The organism is Streptomyces sp. 17_S59 (genome assembly GCF_056930295.1).
In genome coordinates, this window is the sequence record NZ_JBXOWD010000001.1 from 6,018,266 (window position 1) to 6,038,071 (window position 19,806).

General features: G+C 74.9%; 14 protein-coding genes. 8 read left to right on the plus strand and 6 right to left on the minus strand.

Annotated features, from left to right (window positions below):
* The first annotated feature begins 45 nt into the window (after positions 1 to 45).
* The gene (locus AC1Z4A_RS27355; protein WP_483682531.1) at positions 46 to 2,037 is read left to right on the plus strand and encodes a Xaa-Pro dipeptidyl-peptidase; all 1,992 of its coding nucleotides are present in this window, start codon (positions 46 to 48) and stop codon (positions 2,035 to 2,037) included.
* Positions 2,038 to 2,048: 11 nt separating this feature from the next.
* On the opposite strand, the gene AC1Z4A_RS27360 is transcribed toward AC1Z4A_RS27355, so the two are convergent.
* Positions 2,049 to 3,002 carry an FAD-dependent oxidoreductase gene (locus AC1Z4A_RS27360; RefSeq protein ID WP_483682532.1) on the minus strand — a complete coding sequence of 318 codons (954 nt, stop codon included), beginning with the start codon at positions 3,000 to 3,002 and terminating at the stop codon, positions 2,049 to 2,051.
* A gap of 68 nt (positions 3,003 to 3,070) precedes the next feature.
* Here AC1Z4A_RS27360 and AC1Z4A_RS27365 point away from each other — a divergent pair, with 68 nt between their 5' ends.
* The 4 genes from AC1Z4A_RS27365 (at position 3,071) to AC1Z4A_RS27380 (ending at position 11,241) form a co-directional block, all read left to right on the plus strand.
* Positions 3,071 to 3,754: a hypothetical protein gene (locus tag AC1Z4A_RS27365; RefSeq protein WP_483682533.1), complete on the plus strand. Its 684-nt coding sequence runs from the start codon at positions 3,071 to 3,073 to the stop codon at positions 3,752 to 3,754.
* A gap of 44 nt (positions 3,755 to 3,798) precedes the next feature.
* Complete coding sequence (locus tag AC1Z4A_RS27370) at positions 3,799 to 5,436, plus strand: ABC-F family ATP-binding cassette domain-containing protein (RefSeq protein ID WP_483682534.1); 1,638 nt, start codon at positions 3,799 to 3,801, stop codon at positions 5,434 to 5,436.
* A gap of 409 nt (positions 5,437 to 5,845) precedes the next feature.
* A complete protein-coding gene (locus tag AC1Z4A_RS27375; protein ID WP_483682535.1) occupies positions 5,846 to 9,829 on the plus strand; it encodes a Pls/PosA family non-ribosomal peptide synthetase in 3,984 nt (1,327 codons plus the stop codon).
* Positions 9,826 to 11,241 (plus strand): M1 family metallopeptidase, encoded by a 1,416-nt coding sequence (locus AC1Z4A_RS27380; protein ID WP_483682536.1) that lies wholly within the window; start codon positions 9,826 to 9,828, stop codon positions 11,239 to 11,241. Before AC1Z4A_RS27375 ends, AC1Z4A_RS27380 begins: the two co-directional genes overlap by 4 nt.
* Before the next feature lie 203 nt (positions 11,242 to 11,444).
* Here the strand turns inward: AC1Z4A_RS27380 and AC1Z4A_RS27385 are convergent, their stop codons facing one another.
* A complete protein-coding gene (locus AC1Z4A_RS27385; protein WP_483683748.1) occupies positions 11,445 to 13,787 on the minus strand; it encodes a Tex family protein in 2,343 nt (780 codons plus the stop codon).
* A 129-nt stretch (positions 13,788 to 13,916) separates the two neighbouring features.
* Positions 13,917 to 14,771 carry an SCO6745 family protein gene (locus AC1Z4A_RS27390; protein ID WP_483682537.1) on the minus strand — a complete coding sequence of 285 codons (855 nt, stop codon included), beginning with the start codon at positions 14,769 to 14,771 and terminating at the stop codon, positions 13,917 to 13,919.
* Positions 14,772 to 14,912: 141 nt separating this feature from the next.
* On the opposite strand from AC1Z4A_RS27390, the gene AC1Z4A_RS27395 reads away from it, so the two are divergent.
* Both AC1Z4A_RS27395 and AC1Z4A_RS27400 read left to right on the plus strand, forming a co-directional pair.
* Positions 14,913 to 15,926 (plus strand): GlxA family transcriptional regulator, encoded by a 1,014-nt coding sequence (locus AC1Z4A_RS27395; protein WP_483682538.1) that lies wholly within the window; start codon positions 14,913 to 14,915, stop codon positions 15,924 to 15,926.
* A gap of 11 nt (positions 15,927 to 15,937) precedes the next feature.
* Positions 15,938 to 16,612: a DJ-1/PfpI family protein gene (locus AC1Z4A_RS27400; RefSeq protein WP_483682539.1), complete on the plus strand. Its 675-nt coding sequence runs from the start codon at positions 15,938 to 15,940 to the stop codon at positions 16,610 to 16,612.
* A gap of 52 nt (positions 16,613 to 16,664) precedes the next feature.
* Here the strand turns inward: AC1Z4A_RS27400 and AC1Z4A_RS27405 are convergent, their stop codons facing one another.
* Positions 16,665 to 17,417: an enoyl-CoA hydratase/isomerase family protein gene (locus AC1Z4A_RS27405; protein ID WP_483682540.1), complete on the minus strand. Its 753-nt coding sequence runs from the start codon at positions 17,415 to 17,417 to the stop codon at positions 16,665 to 16,667.
* 192 nt (positions 17,418 to 17,609) lie between these two features.
* Here AC1Z4A_RS27405 and AC1Z4A_RS27410 point away from each other — a divergent pair, with 192 nt between their 5' ends.
* Positions 17,610 to 18,119, plus strand: coding sequence for an ATP-binding protein (locus AC1Z4A_RS27410; RefSeq protein ID WP_483682541.1), 510 nt, complete (start codon positions 17,610 to 17,612; stop codon positions 18,117 to 18,119).
* On the opposite strand, the gene idi is transcribed toward AC1Z4A_RS27410, so the two are convergent.
* Together idi and AC1Z4A_RS27420 are read right to left on the minus strand one after the other, a co-directional pair.
* Complete coding sequence (gene idi, locus AC1Z4A_RS27415; RefSeq protein ID WP_483682542.1) at positions 18,094 to 18,705, minus strand: isopentenyl-diphosphate Delta-isomerase; 612 nt, start codon at positions 18,703 to 18,705, stop codon at positions 18,094 to 18,096. The genes AC1Z4A_RS27410 and idi overlap by 26 nt on opposite strands.
* Positions 18,706 to 18,805: 100 nt before the next feature.
* Positions 18,806 to 19,753, minus strand: a complete 948-nt coding sequence (locus AC1Z4A_RS27420) for a cation diffusion facilitator family transporter (RefSeq protein ID WP_483682543.1) — start codon at positions 19,751 to 19,753, stop codon at positions 18,806 to 18,808.
* Between the last annotated feature and the right edge of the window lie 53 nt (positions 19,754 to 19,806).

The window sequence follows — 19,806 nt, forward strand, 5'->3', positions numbered from 1 at the left end:
TCAAGCCCCTTCTGCACGGGAGTTGACCCACGCTACGGTCCGGCCATGCCGATACCCGCGCGGAAGTCCCGCGTCCCCAGGTCAGCACCCCTGCTGGCGGCCCTGGTCGCCCTCCTGGCCATGCTGTTCGCTCCCACGGCCGCCGCACAGGCCGCCACTTCGGCACCGGGCGGCGCAAAGCCACCGGGCGGCAGCAGACCCGTCTACTCCTATGAACATGCCATCCGGGAATCCGTATGGGTGGACACCGGTCTCGACGGTGACGGCGACGGCCGCACCGACCGGGTGGCCGTCGACATCGTCCGCCCGCGCGAGGCCGCCGAGCGCGGCCGCAAGGTGCCCGTCATCATGGACGCCAGCCCGTACTACTCCTGCTGCGGGCGCGGCAACGAGAGCCAGCGGAAGACCTACGACGCCCAGGGCAGGCCCGAGCAGTTCCCGCTGTACTACGACAACTACTTCGTACCGCGCGGCTATGCGGTCCTGCTGACCGACCTCACCGGAACCAGCCGCTCCGACGGCTGCACCGACGTCGGCGGCCGCTCCGACGTCCAGTCCGCCAAGGCCGTCGTCGACTGGCTCAACGGCCGCGCGCGCGGCTACGCCTCGCGGACCGGCCGGGACGCCGTCAGGGCCGACTGGACCACCGGAGCCGTCGGAATGATCGGCAAGAGCTACGACGGCACCATCGCCAACGCCGTGGCCGCGACGGGCGTCCGGGGCCTGCGGACCGTCGTGCCGATCGGGGGCATCAGCTCCTGGTACGACTACTACTTCGCCAAGGGCGCCGCGCTCTTCGGCAGCGGCCCCGACGGGCTGGCGAACCACGTCGAGAGCCCCGAGGCGCGCGGCCGCTGCCAGGCCGTGCAGCGCAGGCTCGTCGAGGGCGCCCCGCGGGACGGCGACCGGACCCCGCTGTGGGACGAGCGCGACTACGTCAAGGACGCGCACAAGGTGCGGGCCAGCGTCTTCGCCGTGCACGGCGCACAGGACCTCAACGTGCGCACCAAGCACCTGGGCCAGTGGTGGGACGCGCTCGCCGCGCACGGCGTGGAGCGCAAGATCTGGCTGTCCACGGCCGGACACGTCGACCCCTTCGACTTCCGGCGCGAGACCTGGGTGCCCACCCTGCACCGCTGGTTCGACCACTACCTCCTCGGCTACGACAACGGCATCGAGCGCGAGCCCATGGCCGACATCGAGCGCGCGCCCGGCCGGTGGACCACCGACCGCGCCTGGCCGCCGCGCGGCACCCGGGCGGCCACCCTGCGCCCTGCCCCCGGCCCGGTGCCGGGCACCGGCACGCTCGGCGAGCGGCCCGCACCCCACGGCAGCACCGCCGCGTTCACCGACGACCCGCGCCTGGGCGAGGGCGACTGGTCCGCGCACATCGACCAGCCCACCCCCGAGAAGGCGGCCTTCACCACCGGACCGCTCGGCCGCGACCTGCGCCTGGCGGGCTCCTCGACCGTGCGCCTCACGGTGACCCCCTCGACCTCCTCGGCCCACCTGTCGGCCGTCCTCGTCGACCTCGGACCGGCCGTCATCCGCAACTACGCCGCCGACGGCGAGGGCATCCGCACCCTCGACGACCGCACCTGCTGGGGCAGCGGCACCCCCGCCGACACCGGCTGCTTCAAGCGGACCGAGGCGGACACACTGCCGACCGACCGCACCGTCTTCAGCCGCGGCTGGGCCGACCTCGGCCACTACGCCGACCCCGCCCACGGCCGCCCGCTGACCCCCGGCAGGCCGTACACCATCACCCTCGACCTGGCCGCCACCGACCACGTCGTCCCCGCCGGGCACCGCCTCGCCCTGATCGTCGGCGGCACGGACGCGGGACTGCTCGAACCCGCCTCCACCACCCCGAAGCTGACGGTCGACCTGCGCCGCAGCGCGGTGAGCCTGCCCCTCGTCGGCGGCCCCGGCGCCCTGGCCGCGGCGACCGCCGCGACGGCGGCCCCGCACGCGCCGACGGCGGCACCCGCACGGCCGTACGGCCCGCGCGCACCGCACCTCAGCCGCCTGCCCTGACGAAGGTCTGCTCACCCCTCGGCCAGGTCGGCCGCCTCCAGGGCGCAGCCCCAGGCGACCGTGACGCCCGCCCCGCCGTGCCCGTAGTTGTGCACCAGCCGCCCCCCGCCCGGCAGCTGCTCGGCCTCCAGCCGGACGCGGGGGCGCGCGGGGCGCAGGCCCACCCGGTGGGCGACGACCCGGGCCCGGGCCAGGCGGGGCTGGATCCGGGAGCACCGGGCGATGATGGCCTGGGCGGTGCAGGGCGAGGGCGTGCGGTCCCAGACGTGCTCGCGGGCGGTGCCGCCGAGCACGACCCCGTACGGCTGGGGGAACACGTACACCGTGTCCGCGCGGTGGTCGTCGGCGGCCGCGAACCACTCCTCGACGCCCGGGTTCTCCACCACGACCAGCTGCCCCCGCACCGGGTGCACCGAGGGGTCGGGGACCAGGTCGCGGGCGCCCAGGCCGGTGCAGTTGACCACCGCCCCGGCGCTCCGGCAGGCCTGCCGCAGCGAGCCGACCGCGCGGATCCGGACCGTGCCGCCCGCGTCCGCCAACCGGCGCTGCAGATAGGCGAGATGCGTGGCCATGTCCAGCAGCGGCAGCCGGGCCCGCACCCCGCGGTCGTACCCGCGCGGCAACTCGCCCGGTCCGGCGGCCCGCAGCCCCGGCACCCGGGCCGCCCAGGGCCCCAGCTCCACCGGCCCGACGCCCCCGTGCGTGCCGTCCACCAGGTGCACACCGGTCTCCTCCGGCCGCCCGGCCAGCCCGGCCATGACCGCCAGCGACCGCAGCGCCCAGGCGCCGACCGCCTCCTGCGGCTCGATCCGGTAGGGCCACCACAGGCCCCCCGCCACGGCGGACGTCGTCTCCGCGGACGGCGACCGGGTCCACACCTCGACCCGGTGCCCACGCTCCGCCAGCACGACCGCGCTGGTCAGCCCTATGACTCCGGCACCGACCACGATCACATCGCTCGCCATGGCCCGACGGTACAGGCGAATTCACCGCCGCCGGGCTCGAAGCGGCACACACGGGGAATGCTCCGGTCATGAACGGGCGGTACGCGGTCTTCGGGCGGGCCCCGGCAAGGCGCACCGGCGGAGCCCCGGCCCTGGACGACTGCCAAGTGCACACAGCGGAAGCGGACTTCACGGGATGCCCCGGAGCCCGCGGCGGCGCGTCGGCGGACGGACGCCGGGTGCTGCTCGTCGGTCCGCGCGTCGGCTTCCTCGCGCGCCTCGCGGCCGCCCTGCGCGCCGGGGGCACCGGCGCCGAGATCACCTGGGACGCGGCGGGCGCGCACCCGGACGAGCTGCGGACGTACGGCGCGGTCGCCTTCGACGGCACGGTCGGCGCCGGTGAACGGGCCGCCGTCCGCGCCGCGTTCGCCGCGGCCGGCTCCCGCGCCGTCTTCGTCGACGTGCTCGCCCCGGTCGTGCCCCCGGCCGCGGCGCAGCTGGAACAGGCCCTCGGGCGCGCGACGGGCGGGCAGCGCAGGCTGACCGGGCTCGGCCTCGCGCCGGGGGAGGCGTGGCTGGACGTGGCCGAGGCGTGCCGGGTCCGGGTGACGGGCCACCCGGCGGGCGGGCTGCGCCGGGCCCGCGAGCTGTTCGACGGCCCGCTGGAGCCCGGCCGGCACCGGCTGCCGCTGGGGCGCGGGGTGACCTTCGTGGTGGCCCGCGCGGGCGAGGACGTGCTGGTGGCCGGGGTCCCGGAGCGGCCGCCCGGATAATCCGGTGGGGCAAACCGGGGCCCACCGGATACAGTCGGGCTCTCATGAGTGCCACCCTCGTTGCCAAGAACCTCGCCGCCGGACACGGTGACCGCACCCTCTTCTCCGGGCTCGACCTCGTCGTCGCGCCCGGCGACGTGATCGGGCTGGTCGGTGCCAACGGTGCGGGCAAGTCCACCCTGCTCCGGCTGCTCGCCGGGCTCGCCGCGCCCGCCGAGGGCGCGCTGCGGCTCAGCCCGGCCACGGCCACCGTGGGCCATCTCCCGCAGGAGCCCGAGCGCCGAGCGGGCGAGAGCGTGGGCGCCTTCCTGGCCCGGCGGACCGGCGTCGCCGCCGCCCAGGCCGCGCTCGACACCGCCACCCAGGCGCTCGTCGACGGCGCCCCGGGCGCCGACGACGCCTACGCCACGGCCCTGGAGCGCTGGCTCGGCCTCGGCGGCGCCGACCTCGACGAGCGGGCCGAGGAGGTCGTCGGATCGCTCGGCCTCTCCGTCGGCCTGGACCGGCCCATGACCGCCCTCTCCGGCGGCCAGGCCGCCCGCGCCGGCCTCGCCTCCCTGCTGCTCAGCCGCTACGACGTGTTCCTGCTGGACGAGCCCACCAACGACCTGGACCTGGACGGCCTGGCCCGGCTGGAGGAGTTCGTCACCGGCCTGCGCGCGGGCACGGTCCTCGTCAGCCACGACCGCGAGTTCCTGACCCGCACCGTCAGCAAGGTCCTCGAACTCGACCTCGCCCAGCAGCAGATCAACCTCTACGGCGGCGGCTACGCCTCCTACCTGGAGGAGCGGGAGACCGCCCGGCGGCACGCCCGCGAGGCCTACGACGAGTACGCCGAGACCCGCGCCGGGCTGGAGGCGCGCGCCCGCACCCAGCGGAACTGGATGGAGAAGGGCGTCCGCAACGCCCGCCGCAAGGCCACCGACAACGACAAGATCGGCCGCAAGCTCCGCGCCGAGGCGACCGAGAAGCAGGCCGCCAAGGCCCGGCAGACCGAGCGGCTCATCGAGCGGCTGGACGTCGTCGAGGAGCCCCGCAAGGAGTGGCAGCTGCGCATGGAGATCGCCGCGGCGCCCCGCTCGGGCGCGGTCGTGGCCACGCTCCGGGGCGCCGAGGTGCGGCGCGGGGCGTTCACCCTCGGGCCCGTCGACCTCCAGATCGACTGGGCGGACCGGGTCGCGGTCACCGGGGCGAACGGCGCGGGCAAGTCCACGCTGCTCGCCGCCCTGCTGGGCCGGGCGCCGCTGGACGCGGGCAGCGCCGCGCTGGGCCCCGGCGTCGTCGTGGGAGAGGTGGACCAGGCGCGGGCGCTGTTCTTCGGTGGCGAGGCGCTGCTGGACGCCTTCGGCGCGGCGGTGCCCGAGCTGAGTCCTGCCGAGGTGCGCACCCTGCTGGCGAAATTCGGTCTCAAGGCGGATCACGTGCTGCGCTCCGCAGCCACGCTCTCCCCGGGCGAGCGCACCCGCGCCGCGCTGGCCCTGCTCCAGGCCAGGGGCGTCAACCTCCTGGTGCTGGACGAGCCCACGAACCACCTGGACCTGCCGGCCATCGAGCAGCTGGAGTCGGCGCTGGCCTCGTACCAGGGCACGCTGCTGCTCGTGACCCACGACCGGCGGATGCTGGAGGCCGTGCACACCACCCGCCGGATCGAGGTGGCCGACGGGCGGGTGGCCGAGCGCTGAGAACGGGCGATCACACGGGCCACGCACAGGCGGCATACAGGCGGCATACAGGGAAGGCACAGCCGCCCCACAGGCCCCGGACAGGCTCGGTGAATCCGTGCGGCGAACGGGTGAAGCGGCGTCCGAAAACAGTCCCAGGGAACGGCCAATACTTCCCCAAGCGCAGACCAAGGCGAACGGGATCATTGACCGTGGAATCAGTGGCCACAGGCCGGGTGCGGCAGTGAATTTGAAGCGTTGATGGGGTTGTCCGGGACATGTTCGATTTACGGAACGTTGGGTACCGGCTTGCGAACCCTGGGTGCAGCACCGGCGTCTGTTGTGGGTGCGGACGTCCTGCCGGCGTCCGTCAGTACCACCCGACGTCGAATAGAGGCGCACCCCGATGTCATCGACCCTCCCCGGTCCCATGCCCGCCCCACCGGGCACCCGAGTGGAGCCGGCGCGCTATCGCAGCGCCCCACCGCCGCCGCAGCGCACCCTGCTCGATGTGCTCGACACCACCGCCGCCGCACACCCCGAGGCCCTCGCCCTCGACACCGGCGACCGCGTGCTCACCTACCGCGCGCTGATCGCCGAGGTCGCCTTCCGGGCCGCCCGCCTGCGCGAGGCCGGCGCCGGACCGGGCGACCGGATCGGCATCCGCGTCCCCTCGGGCACCGCCGAGCTGTACCTGTCGATCCTGGCGGTGCTCCGCTGCGGCGCCGCCTACGTGCCCGTCGACGCCGACGACCCCGACGAGCGCGCCACCACCGTCTTCCGCGAGGCCGGCGTCTGCCTGGTCATCGGCGCGGACACCCTCACGCCCGGCCCCGCCGCCCCCCAGGGCGCGAACCGGCCGCCGCTGCCCGAGGACGACGCCTGGATCATCTTCACCTCCGGCTCCACCGGCGCCCCCAAGGGCGTCGCCGTCAGCCACCGCAGCGCCGCCGCCTTCGCCGACGCCGAGGCCCTCCTCTTCCTGAAGGACTGCCCGCTCGGCCCCGGGGACCGCGTCCTGGCCGGGCTCTCCGTCGCCTTCGACGCCTCCTGCGAGGAGATGTGGCTGGCCTGGCGGCACGGCGCCTGCCTCGTCCCGGCCCCGCGCTCGCTCGTCCGGGCCGGCCACGAGCTGGGCCCCTGGCTCGTCGAGCGCGGCATCACCGTCGTCTCCACCGTGCCCACGCTCGCCGCGCTGTGGCCCGTGGAGTCCCTCGACCAGGTGCGGCTGCTCATCGTCGGCGGCGAGGCGTGCCCCGCCGAACTCGTCGACCGCTTCGCCGTGCCCGGCCGCGAGATGTGGAACACCTACGGCCCCACCGAGACCACCGTCGTCGCCTGCGCCGCCCGGCTGCACCCCGGCGAGCCCGTACGCATCGGGCTGCCCCTGACCGGCTGGGAGCTGGCCGTCGTCGACGAGGCCGGGGAGCCCGTGCCGTTCGGCGCCGAGGGCGAGCTGGTCGTCGCCGGCGTCGGCGTCGCCCGCTACCTCGACCCCGTCAAGGACGCCGACCGCTACCGCCCCTCCGCCGCGCTCGGGACCGACCGCGCCTACCGCACCGGCGACCTGGTGCGGGCCGACCCCGAGGGGCTGGTCTTCGCCGGGCGCGCCGACGACCAGATCAAGATCGGCGGACGACGCCTCGAACTCGGCGAGATCGACGCGGCCCTGAGCGCCCTGCCCGGGGTCCTCGGCGCCGCCGCGGCCGTGCGCACCACCCCGGCCGGCGGCCGGCTGCTGGCCGGCTACGTGGTGCCCGGCCCGGGCTACGACCGCAAGCTCGCCAGAGCCCTGCTCGCGGAGAGACTGCCCGCCGCCCTGGTCCCCGTCCTCGGCGAGGTCGCCGAACTGCCCACCCGCACCTCCGGCAAGGTCGACCGGGACGCCCTGCCCTGGCCCCTGCCCGGCGCGGGCGAGGAGGACGGCGAGGGCGGGCCGCTGCACGGCACCGCCGCCCGGCTGGCCGGCCTCTGGGAGGAACTCCTCGGCACCCGCCCCTCCGCCGGCTCCGACTTCGTCTCCCTCGGCGGCACCAGCCTGACCGCCGCCCGCATGGCCTCCGCCCTGCGCGAGCACTACCCCGGCGTGTCCGTCGCCGCCCTCTACCGCCACACCGTGCTCCGCGACATGGCCGCCCACCTCGACTCCCTCGCCCCGCAGAGCGAGGTCCGGCGCGAGGTGCGCCCCGTGCGCCGCCGCACGGGCGCGGTCCAGATCCTGGTGCAGAGCGCCCTGTTCGGCGTCGCGGGCCTGCGCGGGCTCGTGGGCCTGGCCGCCGCCGACAACGTCCTCGGCCTGCTCGCCCCCGAGGCATGGGCGCCGCACACCTCCTGGTGGCTGGTGCTGCTGGGCTGGCTGGTGCTGTTCAGCGCCCCCTCCCGCTTCCTGCTCGGCGCCGCCGCGGCCCGCCTGCTCACCGGGGGCATCGCCCCCGGCGCCTACCCCCGCGGCGGGCGCGTCCACCTGCGGCTGTGGGCCGCCGAGCGCGCCGTGGCCACCTTCGGCGTCCCCGCGCTGCTCGGCACGCCCTGGGCCGCCTGGTACGCCCGCTCCCTGGGCTGCACCACCGGCCGGAACGTCGCCCTGCACGCCATGCCGCCGGTCACCGGCCTCGCAGAGCTGGGCGACGGATCCGCCGTCGAGCCCGAGGCCGACATCTCCGGCTGGTGGCTGGACGGCGCGACCCTGCACGTCGGCGCGGTGCGCATCGGGCCGGACGCCCGGGTCGGCCACCGCAGCATGATGATGCCCGGCGCCTCCCTCGGCGCGGGCGCCGAACTCGCCGCCGGGGCCTGCCTGGACGGTCACGTCCCGGACGGCCGCACCTGGGAGGGCTCGCCGGCCCGCCCGGCGGCCGACGAGTCGGCCACGACCGCCGTCCCGCGCATCCCGCGGCCGCACCGGGGCCAGGTGCCCGCCGGGCCCTTCCCGGCCCAGGCCTGGGACGCGCCGGTGCCGGGCGCCGGCCGGGCGGGCCGCCACGCCGCCCGAGCCCGCCGCTCCCGGCGCTGGAACGCCGCCTACGCGCTGTCCCTCGGCATCCTGCCGCTGCTGCCGCTGCTGGCCGGCGCGCCCTCGCTCGTCGGCGCCTACTACCTGGTCAAGGGCTCCACCACGCTGACCTCGGCCGGGCTGTGGCTGCTGGCCGCCGTGCCGCCGTTCGCGTTCGCCACCACCGCCTGCTGGATCCTGCTCGTCGCCCTCGTGGTCCGGGTCCTGGGCCGCGGCATCACGCCCGGCAGCCACCCCGTCGACGGCGGCGTCGCCTGGCGCGTCTGGCTGGTCACCCGGCTCCTCGACGGCAGCCGGTCCAGCCTCTTCCCGATCTACGCGAGCCTGGCCACGCCCGTCTGGCTGCGGATGCTGGGCGCCCGGGTCGGCCGCCGCGCCGAGATCTCCACGGTGCTGCCGCTGCCCTCGCTGCTGACTGTCGACGATGGTGCCTTCCTCGCCGACGACACCCTCGTCGCGCCGTTCGAACTCCGGGGCGGCCGCCTGGTGCTGGACCACGTGCGCATCGGCCGCCGTGCCTTCGTCGGCAACTCCGGCATCGTCGGCCCCGGCCGCAACGTCCCCGACAACGGGCTGATCGGCGTGCTGTCGGACGCCCCCGAGCACAGCGAGCCGGGCAGCTCCTGGCTGGGCCGCCCCGCGATGCCGCTGCCGCGCAAGGCCACCGCGGCGGACGCCGGGCGCACCTTCGAACCGCCCCGGCGGCTCGTCCTGGCCCGCGCGGCCGTCGAGATGTGCCGCATCCTGCCGCTGATGTGCGGCCTCGGACTGGCCGAGGTCGTCCTGCTCGGCGAGCAGGACGCGCTCGACGCCGGCGGCCTCGGGCTCGCCGCGCTCGTCGGCGCCCCGCTGCTGCTGGCGGCCGGAGTGGCCGCGGCCCTGACGGCGACCGCCATGAAGTGGCTGCTCGTCGGGCGCTTCAAGGCGGTCGAGCACCCGCTGTGGAGTTCCTTCGTGTGGCGCAACGAGCTGTACGACACCTTCGTCGAGTCCCTCGCCGTGCCCTGGCTGGCGGGCCCCTTCACCGGCACGCCGGTCCTCAACTGGTGGCTGCGCAGCCTCGGCGCCCGGATCGGGCGGGGCGTGTGGTGCGACACCCACTGGCTGCCGGAGACCGACCTGATCACCCTCGGCGACGGGGCCACCGTCAACCGCGGGTGCGTGCTCCAGACCCACCTCTTCCACGACCGGATCATGCAGATGGACACCGTCCACCTCGCCGAGGGCGCCTCGCTCGGCCCGCACGGCATCGTGCTGCCCGGCAGCACGGTCGGCGAGCACGCCGCCATCGGACCGTCGTCCCTGGTCATGCGCGGCGAGACCGTGCCTGCCGGCACCCACTGGGCGGGCAACCCCATCGCCGGGGCCGCCCCCACCCCCGTGCCCGCAGGCGTGGCATGACCCTCCGGGACCGTTTTCTGTGCAGCCGCCGCGGCCTCCTCACGGCCGCGGCGGCCCTGCCGCTGACCGCGGCCGCCGCGGTCTCCGTCGGCGGCGACAGCCGCCGCGCGCCGGACGGGCAGCGCTACTTCCCCCGGCACGGCTCGTACGGGCACCGGACCGTCGCCTACGACCTGCGGCTCGCCTACGACCCCGGACGGGCCTGGCTCGACGGCCACGCCCGCATCCAGGCCGTCGCCAACGAGCGCACCCGGCGGGTCGAACTCGACCTGTCCCGGCTGAAGGTGCACTCCGCGCACCTCGACGGGCAGGCCGTGGCGGTGCAGCGCCGCGACGGCAAACTGCTGCTCACGGCGGAGCGCCCGCTGGCCGCGGCACAGCCGTTCGTCGTCGACGTCCGCTACTCCGGCCGGCCCGGGCCCGTCGACACGCCCTTCGGTGGCGTCGGCTGGGAGCGCACCGGGGACGAGCACGACGGCACGCTCGTCGCCTCCCAGCCCGTGGGCGCGCCCTCCTGGTTCCCCTGCAACGACCGCCCCGACGACAAGGCCGCCTACACCTTCACGGTGACCGTGCCGCAGGGCCACCACGCCCTGGCCAACGGCACCCTGCGGCAGTGCGTGCCGGACGGCGACACGGTCCGCTGGACCTATCACCACCCCGGCCCGATGTCCTCCTACCTGGCGGCTGTCTACACCGGCAGGTTCACCCAGGAGACGCAGGGCACCGTGCGCAACGCCTATCCCGCCCACCTGGCGGACCGGGCCCGGCACGACCTGGCCCGCCAGCCGCGGATGCTGCGCGCCTTCGCCGAACTCTTCGGCGACTACCCGTTCGAGTCGTACGGGGCGGTCGTCGTCGACGCGGAACTGGGCGCGCCGGTGGAGAACCAGACCCTCTCCGTCTTCGGCAGCAACCACATGGACGGGCGGCGCGGCTGGGAGACGCTCGTGGCGCACGAGATCGCCCACCAGTGGTACGGCAACAGCGTCGGCCTCGCCGACTGGCAGCACATCTGGCTGAACGAGGGCTTCGCCACGTACGCGGAGTGGCTGTGGTCGGAGCACCTGGGGGAGGACGACGCGGACACGCTGGCCCGCGAGGCGTGGCGGGACCTGTCCTCGGGCCGGCAGAACCTGCGCATCGCGGATCCCGGGCGGCGGCACCTCTTCGACGACCGGGTGTACGTGCGGGGGGCGTGCACGCTGCACGCGCTGCGGCTGGCGGTGGGGGACGACGACTTCTTCCGCGTGCTGCGGTCGTGGCACGACGCGCATCGCGGGGGGAGTGCGGACACGGCCGAGTTCCTCGCCCACGCGGCGCGGGTGACGGACCGTGACCTGACCCCCGTCCTCCACGGCTGGCTCTTCGAGAAGCGACTCCCGGACTTCCCGGAGGGGGAGGAGACGTAGGGCGCCTGCGGCGGGGCTTTTCCCCACCCCGCCCCTTCCCGAAACCGGGGGCAAGCCCCCGGACCCCCGCTCCTCAAAAACGCCGGACGGGCTGGAAATCCAGCCCGTCCGGCGTTTGAGGACACCGCGCGCAGCGCGGTCCGGGGTCTGGGGCGAAGCCCCAGTTTCGGGAAGGGGCGGGGTGGGGAAAAGCCCCGGAACCCCTACCGGCCCCCCGGCCCCAGCAGGCCCGCACGCCGCAGCGCATCCGCCATCGCATCGTTGGCCGGCGCAGCCACCGCACGATTGTCCGCCCGCCGCGGCCGCGGAGCCCCACCCCGGCGCGGAGTGCCACCGCGCTCGGCACGCGGCGTGCTGGCACCCGCCTCGTCCTCCAGCCGCAGCGTCAGCGAAATCCGCTTCCGCGGAATATCGACATCCAACACCTTCACCCGCACGATGTCCCCCGGCTTCACCACATCCCGCGGGTCCTTCACAAACGTCCTGGACATCGCCGACACATGCACCAGCCCGTCCTGGTGCACGCCCACGTCCACGAACGCCCCGAACGCGGCCACGTTCGTGACGACGCCCTCCAGCAGCATCCCCGGCGTCAGGTCGCCGATCTTCTCGACGCCTTCCTTGAAGGTCGCCGTCCTGAACGCGGGCCGCGGGTCACGCCCGGGCTTCTCCAGCTCGCGCAGGATGTCCGTGACCGTCGGCAGGCCGAAGGAGTCGCTCACGAAGTCGTCCGGCCGCAGCGAGCGCAGCGTCGCCGTGTTGCCGATGAGCGCGGCGACGTCGCCCCCGGTGGCCTTCACCATGGCCCGGACCACGGGGTAGGACTCGGGGTGCACGCTCGACGCGTCCAGCGGGTCGTCGCCGCCGCGGATGCGGAGGAAGCCGGCGCACTGCTCGTACGCCTTCGGGCCGAGCCGGGACACGTCCTTGAGCGCCCTGCGGGACCGGAAGGGGCCGTTGGCGTCGCGGTGGGCGACGATGTTCTCGGCGAGGCCCGCGCCGATGCCGGACACCCGGGAGAGCAGGGGCGCGGAGGCGGTGTTGACGTCCACGCCGACGCCGTTCACACAGTCCTCGACGACCGCGTCCAGCGAACGGGACAGCTTCACCTCGGACAGGTCGTGCTGGTACTGGCCGACGCCGATCGACTTCGGGTCGATCTTGACCAGCTCGGCCAGCGGGTCCTGGAGCCGCCGCGCGATCGAGACGGCGCCGCGCAGCGACACGTCCAGGCCGGGCAGCTCCTGGGAGGCGAAGGCGGAGGCGGAGTAGACCGAGGCCCCGGCCTCGGAGACCATCACCTTCGTGAGCTTCAGCTCGGGGTGACGGGCGATCAGATCGGCCGCCAGCCGGTCCGTCTCGCGCGAGGCGGTGCCGTTGCCGATGGCCACCAGCTCCACGTCGTGCTCGCGGGCCAGCCGGGCCAGGGTCGCCAGGGAGGCGTCCCACTTGTTCTGCGGGACGTGCGGATAGATCGTCTCGGTGGCGGCCACCTTCCCCGTGGCGTCCACGACGGCGACCTTGACGCCCGTGCGGAAGCCGGGGTCGAGCCCCATCGTGGCGCGCGTACCGGCGGGCGCGGCCAGCAGCAGGTCGCGCAGGTTCGCGGCGAAGACGCGCACCGCCTCGTCCTCGGCGGCCTGCCGCAGCCGGAGCCGCAGGTCGATGCCGAGGTGCACGAGGACGCGCGTGCGCCAGGCCCAGCGGACCGTGTCGCCCAGCCACTTGTCCGCGGGGCGGCCCCGGTCCGCGATGCCGAAGCGGCGGGCGATCGTCTGCTCGTACGAGCTGGGGCCCGCGGGCGCCTCGCCGGCCGGCTCCGGCTCCAGGGTGAGGTCGAGGGCCTCCTCCTTCTCGCCCCGGAGCATGGCCAGCACGCGGTGCGAGGGCAGCTCGGTGAACGGCTCGGCGAAGTCGAAGTAGTCGGCGAACTTCGCGCCCGCCTCCTCCTTGCCCTCCCGCACCTTCGCGGCCAGGCGCCCCCGCGACCACATGCGCTCGCGCAGCTCGCCGATCAGGTCCGCGTCCTCACCGAAGCGCTCGGTCAGGACGGCCCGGGCGCCCTCCAGTGCGGCGGCGGGGTCGGCCACGCCCTTCTCGGCCGACACGAACGCGGCCGCGGCCGCCACGGGCTCCACGGACGGGTCGGCGAGCAGCCCGTCGGCGAGCGGCTCCAGCCCGGCCTCGCGGGCGATCTGCGCCTTGGTGCGCCGCTTGGGCTTGAAGGGCAGGTAGATGTCCTCCAGCCGGGCCTTGGAGTCGGCCTCGCGGATCCGCGCCTCCAGCGCCTCGTCCAGCTTGCCCTGGGACCGCACGGACTCCAGGACGGCCGTCCGCCGGTCCTCCAGCTCGCGCAGGTACCGCAGCCGCTCCTCCAGGGAGCGCAGCTGGGCGTCGTCGAGCGCGCCGGTCGCCTCCTTGCGGTAGCGCGCGACGAACGGCACGGTGGACCCGCCGTCGAGCAACTCGACGGCGGCCCGCACCTGCCGCTCCCGCACGCCGAGTTCCTCGGCGATCCTGCCTTCGATCGACGTCGACGTCGTCACGATCACGCTCTGCTTTCTTCCGGGGTTTCTCCACGGGTCCGCGGTCTGCATTGTGGCAGGTGCCACCGACAGCCCTCGCGCGCCCGGCCGGAAGAGCGGGCCCCGCCCGAGAGCGGGGCCCGGTGCGCGTCAGCCGCGGAGATCCGCCGGGAACCCGCCGGCCGCCACCGCGGCCGTGGTGAACGTCGTCGCCAGCTCGGTCAGGCGCTCGACGGCCGCCGCGCCCAGGTGCTCGTAGGGAGCCGCGTCCAGGCGGTCGGTCTCCTCCTCGATCTCCTCGCGCAGCGCGGTCCCCGCGTCCGTCAGGCCGTTCTCGCCCATCAGCCCGCGCTCGCGCAGCCGGTCCTCGGCGGCATTCAGCTGCTCCTCGCTCCAGCCGCGGGTGCGCAGCAGCCACGGCCTCGCCATGCCGGCGCCGGTGACGGACTGGCTGACGATCGCCTCCAGCGGGTCCAGCCCGGAGCGCGACAGAGCGATCAGGTGGCCGTCGCCGCGGTACTCGCGCAGCAGCGTGGCGGCGTACCAGAGGGCGAGGTGCGGGACGTCCGGCACGGGCAGGTCGGCGTGGGCGGAGTAGAGGGGGCGGACCGCGCGCTCGCACGCCTCGGTGGCCCGCAGCGCCAGCTCCGCGGCCTCGGCCAGCTCGGCGGAGGCGACGGCCTCCTCGCCGAGCAGCCGGCGCAGGGTGGCGTCGGCGGCGCGCAGCCGGGCGTCGAGGACCTGCTGCGGCGAGGCGACGTCCCAGACCTTCGGAATGTGCTGGGAGATCATCTCGTGGCTGAAGCTGTGGAAGGTCGCGGTGACCGTGCCCGCACCGACCCGGCCGAAGGCCGCTGCGCGTCCGGCGAGGTAGGACGCGTGCCCAGGCTCCAGGCCGAGGGCGGTGAACTCCCGGAACGTGTCCGGGGAGAAGTAGACGACCGAGTGCAGGGGGTTGACGACGGAGTGGCAGCGCCGGCCGGCGCGCGCGGGCAGAGTGCTCATGTCCCGTACGTTACCGACTGGTTGGTCAGATTCGGAAGGGTCGAGCCTGGCCGGAAGCGGTCGGGCCGCGGCCGGGCGATGGCAGGAAAGGTGGGGAACCCGTCATTGCGGCCGTCGTCCGCGGACGGTCAGCATGGAGCCATGACGACCCGCCGTAACGTGCTCATCCTCCTCTACGAGCGCGTCCAGAGCCTCGATGTGACCGGCCCCCTGGAGGTGTTCTCCGGAGCCGCCTCCGTGATCGGGGACCCGGACGCCTACCGGGTGCGCACCGCGAGCGTCGACGGCGGGCCGGTCCGCACGGACAGTGGCCTGCGCCTGATGCCCGACGCGGCGCTCGCCGACTGTGCGGTGCCGGACATCCTGGTCGTCCCCGGCGGCCACTGCATGGACGACCCGGATCCCCGGCTCGTCGACTGGCTGCGGGAGCACGGGTCGCGGGCCGGGCGGACGGTCTCCGTCTGCACCGGGGCGTACCTGCTCGCCACGGCCGGGCTGCTCGACGGGCGCCGGGCCACCACGCACTGGAACTACTGTGCGGACTTCGCCGAGCGGTTCCCGGCCGTGCAGGTGGACGCCGAGCCCATCTTCGTGCGGGACGGCGACGTCGCCACCTCGGCCGGGGTCACCGCGGGGATCGACCTGGCGCTCACCCTCGTCGAGGAGGACCTGGGCCGGGAGACCGCGCTGCTGATCGCCCGTCACCTCGTCGTCTTCCTCCGCCGGCCCGGCAACCAGCGGCAGTTCAGCGTCCAGCTCGCCGCGCAGACCGCGGGCCGTCAGACCCTGCGGGACGTCCAGCACTGGATAGCCGAACACCCCGCCGCCGACCTCAGCGTCGAGGCGCTCGCCGCCCGCGCGAACCTCTCCCCGCGGCACTTCGCCCGGGCGTTCCACGCCGAAGTGGGCATGACGCCGGGGCGCTATGTCGACCGGGCGCGGCTGGAGTGCGCCCGGCGGCTGCTGGAGGACACGGCGGACGGCGTCGCGGAGATCTCCCGGGCCTGCGGCTACGGCACGCCCGAGGCGATGCGCCGCGCCTTCGTCCGGGACCTGGGCACGGCGCCCGCCGAATACCGGCGCAGGTTCCGGCCCGCGCCCGCGGCACTTCTCACTTCCGTGTCAAACGGATCGAACGTATCGAAAACCGCCTGAAAGGGCTGCACATGCGCATCGCCATCCTGCTCTTCCCCGGCTTCACGGCCCTCGACGCCGTCGGCCCGTACGAGATCCTCAGCCGGCTGCCCGGCGCCGAGACCGTCTTCGTCGCGGAGCGGCCCGGCCCCGTGCCCAACGAGACCGGCAACCTCGCGCTCGTCGCCACCGCGTCGTTCGACGAGGTGCCCGACCCGGACATCGTGATCGTGCCGGGCGGCCCCGACGACAACCTGCCGCTGACGCCCGGCCCCGTGCTGGACTGGCTGCGGGCGGTGGACCCGGGCACCACCTGGACGACGTCCGTGTGCACCGGCTCGCTGATCCTGGCCGCCGCCGGGCTGCTGAAGGGCCGCCGGGCCACCTCGCACTGGACGGCCCTGCACCTGTTGCCCGGCTACGGGGCCGAGCCGACAGGGGAGCGGGTCGTCATCGAGGGCAAGTACGTCACCGCCGCGGGCGTGTCCTCCGGCATCGACATGGCGCTCACGCTCGTGGGCCGCATCGCGGGGGACCGGATTGCCCAGAGCCTTCAGCTGATGACCGAGTACGACCCCCAGCCGCCCTACGACGCGGGCTCCCCGGAGAAGGCACCGGCCGACCTCGTCGCCGAGTGGCGGAAGGTGTACGAGGAGGGCAAGTTGGGCGACGTGATCCGGGGCGGCCTGATGGACGGCGCCGCCTGACGCCCGGTCGGCTCGACGCGGCGCGATCGGCCGGGAGGTCCGGTACGGGGGTCTAGACCGTCCAGCCGAAGCGCGGTGCCCGGTGCTCCAGGAAGGCGGCGACACCCTCGGCGGTGTCGCCGCTCTCCTGCGCCAGCGCCGTCCAGTGCGCCATCCGGTCCGGTCCCGCCGGGCCGGCCGCGAACTCCTTGGCCGCCGCCTGCGTCAGCTGCGAGCGCGAGGCCAGGACCCGGGCGAACTCGGCCACCCGCCCCTCCAGCGCCGCGTCCGGCCACACCTCGTCCACCAGGCCCGTGCGCAGCGCCCGCTCGGCGTCGATCAACTCGGCGGAGTAGAGCAGGTACTTGGCCGTCGACAGGCCGGCCACCTCCACCAGCCGCCGGGTGGACGAGGGGGAGTAGACGATGCCCAGCCGGGCCGGGGTCACCCCGAAGTGCGCCCCCTCCGCGGCGAACCGCAGGTCGCAGGCGACCGCGAGCTGGCAGCCGCCGCCCACGCAGTAGCCGCGCACCGCCGCCACCGTCGGCTTGGGGAAGGCCGCCAGCGCGTCCTCGGCGGCGACGGCGAGCTTCCGCGAGCCCTCCGCGCCGTCCGTGCCCAGCGTGGAGATGTCCGCGCCCGCGGAGAAGGTGCCGCCCTCGCCGGTCAGCACCAGGACCCGCACCGCGGGGTCGGCCGCGCACCGGTCGAGCAGCTCCGGCAGGGCCCGCCACATGTCCGTGGTCATGGCATTGCGCTTGGCGGGGTTGACGATCCTGATGGTGGCGGTGGCGTCGGCGACGTCCAGGCGCAGGGCGGGCTCCATGGCCGGATGCTATCCGGACGGACAAACCCTTGATCAAGCACCCCAGGATCAGTCGCCGGAACGACCAACGCATACGGATGCGGTCAAAACTCGCTGAAAAGCGCCAACTTGCGGTCAGCCCGCCGTTGCGGACTCCGGGATTCCCAAACTCGGCACATGCGGTCGGGCCACGGTGAGGGGTTGGTAGCTGACATGGAAAGCCACGGGAGCGTCCCGCCCGAACCGGAGCAGGCGCCCCCGCCCCGGAAGCCCGGCGAGTACGACGGCACCTGGCGGTACACCGCCCCCGCGCTCGACTCCTCCGTCCCCCGGGCCCGGCACGCGGTCCGCGACCTGCTCCGGCGCCGCGGAGTGCCGCTCCGCGAGGACCTGCTCTACGGCCTGCTGCTCATCGTCTCCGAGCTGGTCACCAACGCCGTGCAGCACGCGGCCCTGCTCTCCCCGGAGGTGACCGTCGAGGTCTCCCTCGGCCCCGCCTGGGTGCGGGTGGCCGTCGAGGACGACCACCCCTACCGGCCCGGGCCCGTGGCCGCCTGCCCCCAGGAGGAGCGCACCGGGGGCCGCGGCCTGCTCCTCGTCCAGGCCACCGTGGCCGAGGCGGGCGGCCTGTGCGACGTCGAGCACATCCCGGGCGGCGGCAAGGTGATCTGGGCCGCCCTGCCGCTGCGCCCGCCGGCTACCAGCCCGGCCCGGCCCCGGTGAGTTCCCGGATCGCCGGCCGCGCGGCGTCCAGCACGGTCGGGAACCAGGCCGAGAACGGCCCCTTCTCCTGCAGCTCCGCCAGCTCCGCGGGGGTCACAAAGGCCGTCTCCGCGATCTCCTCGGGGTCCGGCCGCGGCTCGGCCCGCACGATGCCCACGAAGAGGTGGTTGTACTCCTGCTCGACCAGGCCCGAGGCCGGGTCGGGGTGGTTGTAGCGCACCGTGCCGGCCTCGCGCAGCAGCGCGGGCGCGAGGCCAAGCTCCTCGCCGGTCCGCCGGGCGGCGGCGACGAACGGGGGCTCGCCCGGATAGGGGTGGCCGCAGCAGGTGTTCGACCAGACGCCGGGGGAGTGGTACTTGCCCAGCGCCCGGCGCTGGAGCAGCAGCCGCCCGTGCTCGTCGAAGAGGAAGACCGAGAAGGCCCGGTGCAGCCGGCCCGGCGCGAGGTGCGCGGAGAGCTTCTCGGCCGTGCCGATGGTTCTGCCGTCCTCGTCGACCAGCTCCAGCATGATCGGCTCGGAGGCGTCGTCGGAGGCGGGCACCGCGGCGGACCCGTTGTCGCGGCCCTTGGCTGATGTGATCGGCATTGACCATCCTCGTTGTCGGTCTTCGACCCTCAAGTCTGCCGTACGGAATGCCCGCGGCCGGTACGGATGAACCCGCCCCGGGACGGGCGCGGCCCGGCGGTCAGTGGCAGAGCCCCGCCTCGTGCTGGGCGTGCCCGCTGGGCTCCAGCTGGAAGGTGCAGTGCTCCACCGCGAAGTGCTCCCCGAGGCAGCCCTGGAGGTCGCGCAGTATCTTCTCGTGCCCGGCCGAGTCCAGCGCGGCGGGGTCCACCACCACATGGGCCGACAGCACCGGCATCCCCGATGTGATCGTCCACACATGCAGGTCGTGCAGGTCCGTCACGCCCGGCAGCGCCATGATGTGCGCCCGCACCTCGTCCATGTCGACGTTCTTGGGCGCGGCCTCCAGCAGGACGTCCAGCGCCTCGCGGAGCAGCTTCACCGTGCGCGGCACGATCATCAGGCCGATGGCCAGCGAGGCGACCGCGTCCGCCCGGGTCCAGCCCGTCGCCATGATCACCAGCGCGGAGACCACCACGGCCAGCGAGCCCAGCGCGTCCGAGAGGACCTCCAGGAACGCCCCGCGCACATTGAGGCTCTCCTTCTGGCCGCGCATCAGCAGGGACAGCGAGATCAGATTGGCGACCACGCCCACCAGGCCGAACACCACCGTCGTGCCGCCCGGCACCTCGGCGGGGCTGGCCAGCCGCTGCACGGCCTCGTAGAGGATGTAGCCGCCGACGCCCAGCAGCAGCAGACAGTTCAGCAGCGCCGCCAGGATCTCCGCCCGGGCATAGCCGTAGGTGCGCCGCCCGGTCGAGGGCCGGTTGGCGAAATGGATCGCCACCAGCGCCATCGAGACCCCGACCGCGTCCGTCGCCATGTGCCCGGCGTCGGCGAGCAGCGCCAGCGAGCCCGTCAGCGCGGTGCCGGCGATCTCCGCGGCGAGCACCGTCAGGGTGATGCCCAGGGCGATCCGCAGCCGCCCCCGGTAGGCCGCCGCGGCCGTCCCGCCGGTGCCGGGCGGGGGTCCCCCGTGTGAGTGGCCGTGGTCGTGACCCGCTCCCATGAATGCCGCCTCCGAACGGTCGCCCGAAATCGGCCGACGGACGCCGGCCGAGC

Bases quoted from the DNA above. Each gene is read 5' to 3' on its own strand.
- AC1Z4A_RS27420 (WP_483682543.1), bottom strand. From the start codon at position 19,753: ATGGGAGCGGGTCACGACCACGGCCACTCACACGGGGGACCCCCGCCC.
- AC1Z4A_RS27370 (WP_483682534.1), top strand. From the start codon at position 3,799: ATGAGTGCCACCCTCGTTGCCAAGAACCTCGCCGCCGGACACGGTGAC.
- AC1Z4A_RS27365 (WP_483682533.1), top strand. From the start codon at position 3,071: ATGAACGGGCGGTACGCGGTCTTCGGGCGGGCCCCGGCAAGGCGCACC.
- AC1Z4A_RS27410 (WP_483682541.1), top strand. From the start codon at position 17,610: ATGGAAAGCCACGGGAGCGTCCCGCCCGAACCGGAGCAGGCGCCCCCG.
- AC1Z4A_RS27355 (WP_483682531.1), top strand. From the start codon at position 46: ATGCCGATACCCGCGCGGAAGTCCCGCGTCCCCAGGTCAGCACCCCTG.
- AC1Z4A_RS27405 (WP_483682540.1), bottom strand. From the start codon at position 17,417: ATGGAGCCCGCCCTGCGCCTGGACGTCGCCGACGCCACCGCCACCATC.
- AC1Z4A_RS27390 (WP_483682537.1), bottom strand. From the start codon at position 14,771: ATGAGCACTCTGCCCGCGCGCGCCGGCCGGCGCTGCCACTCCGTCGTC.
- AC1Z4A_RS27400 (WP_483682539.1), top strand. From the start codon at position 15,938: ATGCGCATCGCCATCCTGCTCTTCCCCGGCTTCACGGCCCTCGACGCC.
- idi (WP_483682542.1), bottom strand. From the start codon at position 18,705: ATGCCGATCACATCAGCCAAGGGCCGCGACAACGGGTCCGCCGCGGTG.
- AC1Z4A_RS27380 (WP_483682536.1), top strand. From the start codon at position 9,826: ATGACCCTCCGGGACCGTTTTCTGTGCAGCCGCCGCGGCCTCCTCACG.
- AC1Z4A_RS27395 (WP_483682538.1), top strand. From the start codon at position 14,913: ATGACGACCCGCCGTAACGTGCTCATCCTCCTCTACGAGCGCGTCCAG.
- AC1Z4A_RS27375 (WP_483682535.1), top strand. From the start codon at position 5,846: ATGCCCGCCCCACCGGGCACCCGAGTGGAGCCGGCGCGCTATCGCAGC.
- AC1Z4A_RS27360 (WP_483682532.1), bottom strand. From the start codon at position 3,002: ATGGCGAGCGATGTGATCGTGGTCGGTGCCGGAGTCATAGGGCTGACC.